The organism is Brachyspira sp. (assembly GCF_029258575.1).
GTDB lineage: Bacteria > Spirochaetota > Brachyspiria > Brachyspirales > Brachyspiraceae > Brachyspira.
Window position 1 is genome coordinate 1 of the sequence record NZ_JARHYI010000116.1, and the last position, 12,613, is coordinate 12,613.

Here is a 12,613-nt window from a genome sequence, read left to right on the forward strand (position 1 = left end):
TTAAATAAATGCTCTATACTTTCATTTTTACCAGATACTGAAAATAAATTATCTTTAATAGAGATTAATTTACTTTCTAATTCTTCTTTATCTTTCAATATCTGATCTTCCAACTCTGAGGATTTATTTATGGAATCAGATACAGCATTTTTAATTAAATCAATATCTTTATAAAAATCAGCATATTGTTTATTTAGACTATTATCTATATACTCTTTATTGTCCTTTATTTTATTTTCAAAAGAATCAAATTTATTAGATATATTTAATACTTCATCTTTTAAATTTACATCAGCATAATTCATATTATTTTTCAATTCATATAAATTATTTTCAAGTTCTTCAAGTTTAGAAAAATCTTTTTTCATTAAATCAAATGATTCTTCCAAAGCCTGTTTTTCTAAACTTAATTGAGTTATAGTATCATCTTCTTTCAAAATCTCTATTTCAGATTTCAAATTATCTATTTTCCCTAATAATAAAGATTTGTCTTCAGAAAGTAAATCTTTAATATAATTAATATCGCTCTCAGAATTATTAATTCTCTCTGCTAAATCAATTGCAAAATCTTCAAATGCCTTTTCTATTCTTTCTTTTTCCTCCTCAAATAGGGTAGGTATATCATCTCTATTTGCAATCAATACTTCATTTTTGAAATTATCAAATTCATTTCTGAGATCATCTATTCTTTCTATTATGATATCTTTCTCAGAATTCTGAAGTTCTATAAGCTCATCTCTATCAAGTATAGAACTTTTTACAATATCTAATGATTCTTCAAAATCAATACTTAATTCTTTATATTTATTTTTCAAATCAGATATTTCATTATCAAACTTTGAAGATACATTATAAATCTCATTATCTATTTTGGCATTAATTGATCTTAAATGATCTTCAAGTTCATAAACATAATTCTTATAATTAAAGAATCTTTCAGATGCATCTTTCTCTAATTTTTCAATAGTACTATTGATTTTAGCATCTGCTTCTTCACTAAATTTAGATATAGCATTATTAAAATTAACATTAAGAGTATTGAATGACTCTTTTATAATATCATCTAATTTATTCTTACTATCATTAAGTATATCAATTTTCTCATTGATTTTATCATCTAATTTAGAAGAATAATCTTTTAAATACTCATCAATATAATTTTTTTCATTATTTAGATGTTTATTCTCAGCATCCTTTCTAGCTTTTTCAATTTCAGCCTTGATTCTATTAGTATAATCAGCTAAAGATGATAATGAATCTTTATAAGTGCTATTTATAAGTTTAGAATAATAATCATATCCTGATTGTATATCCTCTAATAATTTACTACTCTCTTCGGATCTATGATGTTCTATATTCTTTATCTCATCATCATACTTTTTAATGGCATTATTAACCATATTTTCAACTTCTTCTAATCCGCTAGCTATATTATCAGAAACTTTACTATCAACAGATGATAATTTATTTTCAATATCTTCTATTTTGCTGTCAATTCTGCTATATATTTCATTTTCTTTATTTTCTATTTTTGCAAATATATCAGAAAGAAGTTCTTCTTTTTTTCCTTCAGATGATTCTAAATAATCATTGATAGTATTTTTAGCATTTTCTAACTGTTCTAATAATTCATTTATACGACCGTCTTTCCAGCTAGATATATCTTTATCCATACTGTCAATTTTATCTTTTAAATCATTAACATACTCATCTCTCCAAGAAGAAGCGTCATTAGTTATAGAATCTATTTTAGATTTCAAATCATTAACATAATTTTCTAATTTTATATCTGTTTCTGATTTTATACTCTTCAACTCATCTCTTAAATCAGAAGCATATAAACTTCTAATTCTGCTACTATCAGACCAAATATCCTCAAAATAGTCCATACGCTTTTCTAATCTATTTCTAAACTCAACATTATCTGTTTTTATATTATTAAACAAATTGTCAAGTTTTTGAACTTCTTCAGAAAATAGATTTTCTATATTTTCATTCTTACTCAATGCTTTGAAAAGATTTTCTTTTATAGAAGAGAATTGATTTTCTAATTCAGATGATTTATCAATAGAATCTTTCAAATTCAGATCCATATTATCAACATTATCCCTTAATTGATTCAAAACTGTTTCTAAATCAGCCAATTTGTCAAAATCAGCTTTAATAGTATTGAATGAATCTTCCAAAGATTCTTTATCCAAAGCTAACTGGGCTATTGTATTATCTTCTTTTATAGCTTCTATTTCTCTTTTAATATTATCTATATTATCTATAAATACAGTTATAGCATCTTTTACATGATTGATATCACTTTCAGAATTATTCATTCTATCCAATAGATTAGATGTAAACTCTTCAAATGCTTTCTCTATTTTTTCTTTTTCTTCTTCAAATAAAGCAGGTATATCATCTTCATTTGCCTTTAAAAGCTCATCTTTGAAAGAATCAAAATCTGATTTTAAAGTTTCCATTTGTTCAGCTAAAAGCTCTTTCTCAGAATTCTGAAGTTCTATAAGCTCATCTCTGTCAAGTATAGAAGATTTTATCATATCCAATGCTTCATCAAAATCATTGCTCAAATCTTTATATTTAGATTTAACATCGGATACTTCATTATCTAATTTTGAAGAGATATTATAAATTTCATTATCTATTTTAATACTTATAGCTCTTATCTGCTCCTCTAATTCAGACATATGTTTTTGCTCACTGAATAATCTTGCAGCAGCTTCTCTCTCCAATCTTTCAACAACAGATTGTATTTGATTACCAGATTCTTCATTAAATTTAGATATAGCTTCATTCAAATTAGCATTGATAGTATCGAAAGATTCTTTAATCATACTGTCTAATTGAGTTTTACTTTCAGTTAAAATATTTAATTTATCATTAACTTGAGATTCTAATTTACCTGAATATTCCAATAAATATTCATCTATATAATTTTTCTCATTAATTAAATGCTTCTCTTCAGATTCAACTCTTGTTCTCTCTATTTCATTTTTAATATTAGCAAGATGAGTTTCTAATTCAGTAACGGCATCTTCATAAATTTTATCTATCATTATAGAGTATTCTTCATAATCTTCCCTTATACTATTACCCAAATCCTCTATATCAGATATTATACTCTCAGTTTCATCAGCTCTATGATGTTCAATTCTCTTAATTTCTTCATCATATTTTGCAGAAGATTCATTTATTTTATTATGTATCTCTTCTAAAGAATTTCCTATAGCATTATTCAATTTTTCATCTATAGATAATAATTTGTTTTCAGCATTCAAAATTTTCTCATCTATGCGAGAGTAAATTTCATTCTCTTTATTTTCTATACTATTAAGCATATCAATAAAGAATTGATTTTTCTTACCTTCAGAAGTATTTATAAATTCTTCTATTCCTCTTCTAGCTTCATCTAATTGACCTAGCAAAGTATTCAAATTGCCATTCTTCCAATCATATATATCCTGTTCTATAAGCTTCATCTTATCTTTTAATTCTGCAATATGATTGTCATATTTAACATCAGCTTCTTTTCTTATATTCTCAACTTCTTCTCTTATATCAGAAGCATATATACTTTTTATTTTAGTATTATCAGACCACATATCTTCAAAATAAGCTATGCGTTTTTCAAGTCTATCTCTAAAATCTTCATTATTTGAAGCTAAATCCTCAAATATAGAATCTAATCTTTCTTTTTCATTATTTATTAAAGACTCAACTTCATTTTTATCCAATAATTTTGACATATTATTTTTTACAGATTCAAAATCTCTATTAAGAGTTTCTAAATCTCTATATAATCCGTTAGAATCTTTCTCTATTTTCTCTTCTAAATTATCCTTAAAATCTTTTAACTTTTTAGATAAATCTTTAACATCATCTTTTAATCCACTATCAATACCTTCCATTCTATCTTTAAGATCAATAAAGTCTTTTTCCAAATCAATTATCTTGTCAAAATCATCTCTCAAAGCAGTTAATGAATTTTCAAGCACAGCTTTCTCTTCAGATAAAACTTCTACAGTATTATCATCTTTTATATCATCAACATCCTTTCTTAAAATTTCTATTTGAGATATTAAATGAGTTCTCTCCTCTGATAAAACATCTTTTATATAATGTATATCACTCTCATTGTCAGTAAGTCTCATAAGTAAATTCTTACTAAACTCATCAAACATATTTTCTATTCTTTCTTTTTCTTCATCAAATAGAGTAGGTATTTCAACTTCATTAGTTCTAATAATTTGATCTTTAAATAATTCAAATTCCTCTTTTATATCATCTATCTGATTTTTTAATAATTCTTTTTCACTGTTTGCTAATTCTATCAACTCTTCTCTATCTATAATAGATTTCTTAATATCTTCCAATCTTGCATTTAAATCTTCATTGTTATCAGATAAATTTGACTGTAATTCTTCTATCTGTTCAGAAATAGTTTCTTTTACAGTTTCTATAATATTTGATATATCATTGATTTTTTCTAATCTATTATCATGATCATCTAATATAGCAAGAACATTTTCATTATTAGAAATCAATTTATCAGCTTCTTCTCTAAGTTTCTCATCAACATTATCTTTCAAAGATATAAATTCATTTCTCAAATCTTCTAATGTAAGACCAAGACTGTCTCTAACTTCATCAGCTGTATTTGATATCACTTTTTCAGCATGTTTTTTAAGCTTAGCAATATATTGTAATGCTTTCTTATTATTAGCCTTTCTTACTTTAGATAATATTTTTGAGAATCCATTATATAAAGTATTAAATGAACTATTCAATTCTTCATTTAAGCGATTAACTTCCTCATCTATTTTCAAAGAAGTTTTATTTAAATACTCATCTATATAATTAGATTCATTAGTAAGATGTTTAGCTTCAGATTCTTCTCTAGCTTTTTCCATCTCATCTTTTAAATTATTAACATGATCATTAAGTAATTTTTTCTCTGTAGTATACAGTTCTTCAAGCATATTAGTATACTGTTCATAATCTCTTCTTATACCAGCACCAATATTCTCAACATCTTCAATAATACTTTGCTTCTCTTCTAATCTATAAGTTTCTATTTCTTTTATTTCATTTTCATATTTATTTATAGCATTATCGATTAACTCTTTAAGCTCATCTAATTTTTCTAATGAAGTTTTCTCTAAACCAACAAATATACTTTCTGTTTTATTATCAATCTCTTCTTTTTTATCAGATATATAAGAATCTATTTCTGAAGTTTTTAAATCAATAACAGACTGCATATTATTAGCATTATCAATTATTTCATTGATTCTCTCACCCAATTTTTCTATACGAACCCTATATTCATCACTCATTAAAGAAGCATGATGTTTTAATTCTTCATAATCATCTTTCAAATTATTAGAATACTTTTCAAGCATGGCATTATATTCTGCACTAATAGCATTCAAATCAGATCTTCTTTCATCTAATACACCATCTATCTTCTTATCCAAAGAATTATACTTATCTTCTATATCAGACATTAATGCTTTTTCTTTGTCATCAGCATTTTCATAAACTTTATTTATAGTACGTTCAAAAGCATCTCTACCACTTTCAACTCTATGCATGATATCTTCTATTTCATCTTTTATCTTGTTCATACTGTCTCTTTTCTCATTTAAAAGAGAATCAAATGCATCTGTAGTTTGACGAAGTTCATTATGAAGTATATCAGCAACTTCTTTTTTACTTTCTTCATTGAATTTAACATTTTCATTTATAGCTAAATCAATTTTATTTTTGAACTCATCTATAGAGTTTTCTATATTGCTTATTAAAGCATCATGTTTTTTCTCACTTTCATCAACTTGATTAATAACAGAATCAATACTATCACTTATAGCCTTCATTTTTGTCTGTTCATAATCATCTAAAACATTTTTCAAATGAGATTTAAGACTTTCTATATAAGTATCACTATACTCTGAAATTTCTTTCTTTATTCCTTCTATCTTTTCTTCAGTGTCTTTTATTTCATTATCCAATTTATCATTAGCTCTATTTACCAATCCGTTAATTTCTACAGACGATCTTTCCAATATTTCCAAACGCTTTTCTATATTTTCTTTGATATTGGATTCAGTAGTTTTACTTAAAGTATCTATATCAGAAGAAGCTTTGTCATACTGTTCTTTTAAATCTGATAATTTTTCATCAATAGCATTCAAATCAGAAGAAGTATTTTTTATATAAGAATCTATATTTTGTTCTAATTCGCTTTTTACAATGTTAAATAATCTTTCTATTTCATTTACTCTGTCATTAGCCTGAGCTTCCAAATCTTTATATAAATACTCTTTTTGCAAACTTAAAGAATCAAGTATCTCTTCCTGCTTATTATCAAGAATAGAGATTATCTCAGAAGTTTGATAATGAGTTTCATCTATTTTATCTTTTAAAAGATTAGTTTCAGTTTCAACATCATTTCTAAGCTCATTGATTTCAGCTATTAAAGAACTTCTAGCATTATCTATAGAGTACTCCATATCATCTTGAGCTCTAGTTAATATATCATCTTTCAATTTATCTATATCATTAACTATATCCTCAAATCTGCTTTCAGCTTTAAGCATAGTTTCTTCGCTCATACCGTCTATAGATATGATTAAATCATTAAGTTCTTTTGTTTTATTTCTATATAAAGTTATTACACCATCATCTTCATTTTCAAGTACATTTCTTATATGATTAGAGAAATTCTCTATTTCGGCTACAAATCTATTGTTTATATCATCTTTTAATGATGAAAACTCATTTTCCAATTGACTAGCTTTTTCTGAATAATCTTTGCTTATATAATCAGCTTTATCTTTTATATCATCTATAGATTTCTCCAAAGAATGAGCCTTTTGTTCTATAGAGTCTAAAAACTCCTCTCTATCCTGACTTATTTTCTCAAGCCCTTCTTTTAGAGTAGAGTAGAGCATTTCTTTAGTTTTTTCCATCTCATCTTTGAACTCTAATACACTAGATTCTGTTATGGAGTTTAATCTATCATGAATAGTATCTCTTAAGTTATTTAACTCTGTTTCCAAACCATCTTTAGACTGACTTAAAGTTTCATAACGATTTTCTATATCTTTAGACTTATTATCTATCTCATTAGCAAATGATGAATATTTATTAATAAGTTCATCTCTTCCTTTTTCAAATAGTTCTGCTAATTGTTCTATATTATGACGGGCTGTTCTTTCAGCAAGCTGAGTAAGCTGATTTGTAAATAATTCTTCTTTTTTAGCAACATGAAGCTTAAATTCTTCTGTAAGAGCCGATATTTTCTCTTTTTCCTGTTCAGCCATAGTGCTATAATGAGCATCACGGGCGAGTAGGTTAGTTGTAAGGGCATCAAATCTCTTATAAAGTTCACTTTCAAATTCATTTAATTTAGAATTATAAGATTCTATTAATTTATCCTGTATAGAACCCACATTTTTTTCTAATTCTGTCATTTTTGCTTTGACATCAGAAATTCTTTTATAAGTTTTTTCAATAGTATTTCTTTCTTTCAAAACAGTGTCTACTTTATTAAGTATCTCCAAATAAGCTTCTTCAAGCGAATCAACCTGCTGCTGATACTGAGACACAGCTGCTTTATAGTCTTTATATGACTCTATTCTTTTATTTAATTTAGCTAGATCTTCTTCCATAGATTTACTTATAAAACCAGCCTTTTTTACTGCTATTTCTAAATCTATGGCATTATCTCTAACTTCAGAAATTTTCTCTTCTACAATGCCTTCAAGCACGGCTTTCTCTTCAGCGAAAAAGTCATTAAAATTATCATAATTTGAATTTTTTTTCTTATTAATTACACTATAAACGCCGATAAGTATTAGAGGAACAGCAAAAGTAAGTATTAATTGAAGAACAGGGGTCATAAAAAAAACTCCGTAAATATAGTATATTAACATAATTTTATATTATGTTAATGTATATGTCAATAGTATTCGTTTATCTAAGTATGTATATATAGAAGAATTTTGAATAAAAAATCAACTTTTTATATATTATCATAATAATTTCTTATGTAAACACAACCTTATTATAAATAATAAGTATCTTTTATCATAAAATCTCAGTATTTTTTATAAAGATGAAAGTAAAGTGATAAAAAATAGCATATTCATTACATAATAACAAATATGCTTATTTTATAGTAAAATTACATAATATTTTTATATTTATCTTTATGTATATTAGTTATTATAATCATTAAATTAATAAATGCAAATATCTGAAAAAACATGGCTGGAAATCCACCAAAATTGGAAAACATTTTTATACCATCTATATTTGTATATTTTAGCATTATATATGTAATAATTGTTATAGAAATACCCCAAAATAATTTATAAGACATATTAGCCTCTTGATTATCTGGAGTTATACCAGTAGATGATATAGCTGCCATAACATTTGTCATAGAATTTGCCGAGGTAACAAAACTTATAAATACAACTATTAAAAAGAATGGAACTAAAACATTACCAAGAGGCAATTGTTTCAGAATAACATATGGAATTAAATCTATTTTTCCATTATTAATAAGACTTATAACATCTATTTGATTAGTAATCTGTAAATATATGGAATAACCGCTGAAAAAAGTTATCCAAACTACAGAAAATATTGAAGGATATATAAAGGTATACAGTATAACATCTTTTACCCTATGACCATATGCCAATCTACCCAAAAAACATGCCGATATAGGTGCCCATGCTATCCAATTTGACCAATAAAATGTAGTCCATGATTTAGACCATGGATCCTCAAAAATGGCTCCTGTCATTAAACTTCTATCAAAAAAATTACTTAAATACCCTCCAAAAGCTTCTATAGAAGAATTTAAAGAATAACTAAATGGTCCAAATAGTATAACAAATATCAATATTATAAAGTATATAAAAATATTGAAATTTGATAATAAATTTATACCTTTTGCAAGACCACTGATAGAAGATAATGTGAAAAATGTGAACATAATAATTAATATAATAGCCCGCAACAATTCTACATTTTTTACACTAATCATAGAAGATATTGCACCGCCTATATTTATTGTTACAGTCATAAATGAAGATATAATACCAGCAGATAATGATAATAAACATACAGCATCTACAATTTGAAATAACCATTCCTTATTCTCTATTTTAGAAAAAGAAAACTGACTCAGCACAGAAAAAGGTTTCTTCATATTAAAATATGCTAATGCAAATACTATTGTAGGCAATGTATATATAGCATATGGATTAAAAGTCCAATGCATAAACATAGTTTCTATTGTAAATTTGATAGCTTCTTTAGAAAATGGAATTATATTAAGAGATTTTGGAGGATAGGCTAAATGATAAGCGGGTTCAACCGTACCCCAAAATACTATTCCAGCAGCTATTGTTGTACATAATGTAATATAGAAACTTTTAAGCCTTGAAAACATTGGCTTGGCATTTTCTCCTCCTATTCTTATATTTCCAAGCCTTGAGAAATAAGCTATAAAACATGATAACAAACTCAAAAATGCAGTTAAACTCAATATACCACTAAATTTATCTAAAATAAAACTATTAATTTGAGAAGCAATTTCAATAAAAGATTTTGGAATCAATATTGATACAATAACAACTACAACTAGGATAATGGCTGCTGGAATGAAGGCTAATAATCTTAACTTACTTTCTTTCATACACATCAGCCTCCATTCATAATTTTGATGCTTTTTTCAATCTAAAATGAAGCATAATAGTTATTATTAATCCTATTATACCTATAAATGCAGACATTAAAAAATAAACAATATATGCCATAGGACCATCATTATAATGCGAAAATATTCTTCCACCAATATAAGGAATAAAAATATCAACAGAATATCCAAGCATAGACATAATACCTATAGCTCTACCAAGAATATGTTCAGGTATATCACAATAATCTAATGTAGACCAATATAAACCTCTTAAAGCATAACCTATTAATGCAGTTAATATTACTAGTACATAATATATGGATATAGGAAATGATTTGAATAAAGACATTAACAATAATAATACCACACCAAAAAACATAGCTATTGATATAGTAACAGTTCTTCCTATTTTATCACCGAGCATACCTCCACCGATTCCACCAACAGGACGCATCCATAACATTGCAACAGAAATATACCCAGCCATTACAGCATTAGCTCCATGATTAACTGTTAAAAAACCTGAGTAATAATATACTGTCCAATAAATACTATATCCACAAAATATTATTGCTGTAGCCAACCAATATTCTTTAATGCTTAACAATATTTTTATATCTTCAAGCATGCTTCTTTTTACTTTAGGCTGATTATTTTCATCATTATTAGTTTCTACATTATTATTGTCTTTATCTTCTTTAAGAAATATAAAAATTAATATGGCTATAAATATACATAAAAATGAATACATGTATATGATAGACTGCAATGCTTTTTTAGTTAATGCTGCATCATTCATATTATCTCTTAATATGAAAGCAAACATACTTACAGCCACAACTCCAAGTAATGCTTCTATTAACCCTCTTCCTCCATCTAAAAAACCGAATATTCTAGCCTGTTCATCTTTTTTGGCTAATAATTTTATACCTTTCAATAAAGCACTCCAGAATGTAAATACTGCAGAAATTCCCCAGCCAATATATATGAATACTAAAAATTTTTTATCTGGTATTTGAGCAAACCAAAGCCCAAAAGCTCCAGTTAGAAATAATGATAAAGAAATTAGCTTTCTAGCTGAAAATTTATCGGCTAACAATCCGCTTTGTACATATCCAATGATATTCATAATTCCCAAAATTAAATACAAGAAATTCAAATCTTGAACAGTCATATCAAATATCAATGTTATAGATGTCTGGTAATTTTGTCTTAAATATAAAACAGGGTATATTACTCCAGAACCTAATATCAATAGAAATATCTTAAAATATCTCATTTTATTACTTGCATTAGAAATATTACTCATATTGTACTCCATTATTTTAATTAATCATATAGCCATAATAAATAATATCTTTCATATAAATGAATAAAATAATTAAGATGATAAATACATATATTGTAATTTATAGATATTAAATATTATTTAAAAATCTTATGACTTCTCTTCAATACATTTTCTATAGAAGAAGGTATACTCTTATAAACTTCATTCATTCTATTATATACATCATTATTTTTCATATCTGGATACACAACTTCTTTTATTTTCACCATTTTTTCTACAGCTTCTTTATAATCTGAATAAATTCCAAGTCCAACAGCAACATTTATAGCAGTACCTAAACTAGCAGCCCCATTAACAACATTTTTATAAGTAGGAAGTCCAAAAGCATCAGCCATACATTTCATAAATACAGGACTATTTGATCCGCCACCAGATATGATAAGTCTTTTGGGTTTTATGCCTAATTCATTAAACATATTTACAGCATGATTTTTCATAGTTAAAGTAATGCCTTCTATAATAGCTCTAAATATATGCTCAGCATGATGTTTTTCATTGAATCCTATCATCACACCTCTTTTATAAGGTTCACTAGTTAAAGAAAGCCAATCCAAAATAACCATTAATCCATAAGTACCCGCTGGAATATCTTTAGCCAAATTATCAAGATACTGATCTGGGAACATATTATTTTCTTTAGCTCTATTTATTACTTCCTCTCCAAGCAAATCTCTAAACCAACTTATAGTCCACATTCCTCTTCTTATTCCAGAGCTTTCATATAAGTATTGATTGGGTATATCTGCAAAATTAGTAAAATAACTCTTTCCATCATCTGTATTTTCACTTCCTAAAACCATAGAAGCTATATATGTACCTAGTGAAATTAAACAAGTATCATGATCTATCAAACCTGCTCCCAATGCTTCTACTGCTTTATCATTAGCTGTTGCTATTACTGGTATCCCTTCAGGTATTCCTGTTTCTTCAGATGCTTTTTTAGTTATATAGCCTAATATAGTTCCGGGCATTTGTAAATCAAAGAACATATCTCTTGGAGCATTGAATTTTTTGAAAGCTTCATCATTAGAATCCCAATCCCATGTTTTTATATCTGTTGGGAATTGAAATGGAATAGAATTAGAAATAGTATCTTTAAACTCACCTGTGAATCTATGAGTCATATAACCAGTAGAAGCAGTTATATATTTAACTTCTTTATTTTCAGCCTCATATGGAGTATAAGCTCTTACATCCATCCAACTCATTATAGGTTCAGCTAAACTTCCATCAGCTTTTAAAAATGCCTTACAGCATCTTATAGTACATAAACCAACGCCTATTATATCTTTTAAATCGCCTTTAAAATTAACTAATGCCTTTTTACTTGCTATTTTCAATGAATCATACAAATCATCATCTGGATGTTCAACATAACCAGGTTTTCTATTATATATCATTGGTTTTAAATTTTCTTTTCCTTCACAAATGATATTTCCTTCAGTATCAAAAATAACTATTTTTGTACTTTGAGAACCACCGTCTATACCTAAAATATATTTATTACTCATAATGAAAAACTCCATAAATAAGGT

4 protein-coding genes are annotated in these 12,613 nt (G+C 26.3%); all 4 read right to left on the reverse strand.

All coding sequences use genetic code 11. The annotated features are described in order from the left end of the window. Positions 1-7,913, reverse strand: a 7,913-nt coding sequence (locus Q1J76_RS08760) for a SpiroCoCo family coiled-coil protein (RefSeq protein ID WP_498034213.1), incomplete at its 3' end; no start/stop codon positions are given. 284 nt (positions 7,914-8,197) lie between these two features. After that, a complete protein-coding gene (locus Q1J76_RS08765) occupies positions 8,198-9,724 on the reverse strand; it encodes a BCCT family transporter (protein ID WP_300377978.1) in 1,527 nt (508 codons plus the stop codon). A gap of 16 nt (positions 9,725-9,740) precedes the next feature. Then, complete coding sequence (locus Q1J76_RS08770) at positions 9,741-11,036, reverse strand: MFS transporter (RefSeq protein WP_300377981.1); 1,296 nt, start codon at positions 11,034-11,036, stop codon at positions 9,741-9,743. 116 nt (positions 11,037-11,152) lie between these two features. Continuing rightward, positions 11,153-12,589, reverse strand: a complete 1,437-nt coding sequence (locus Q1J76_RS08775) for an FGGY-family carbohydrate kinase (RefSeq protein ID WP_300377984.1) — start codon at positions 12,587-12,589, stop codon at positions 11,153-11,155. Positions 12,590-12,613: the final 24 nt, after the last annotated feature.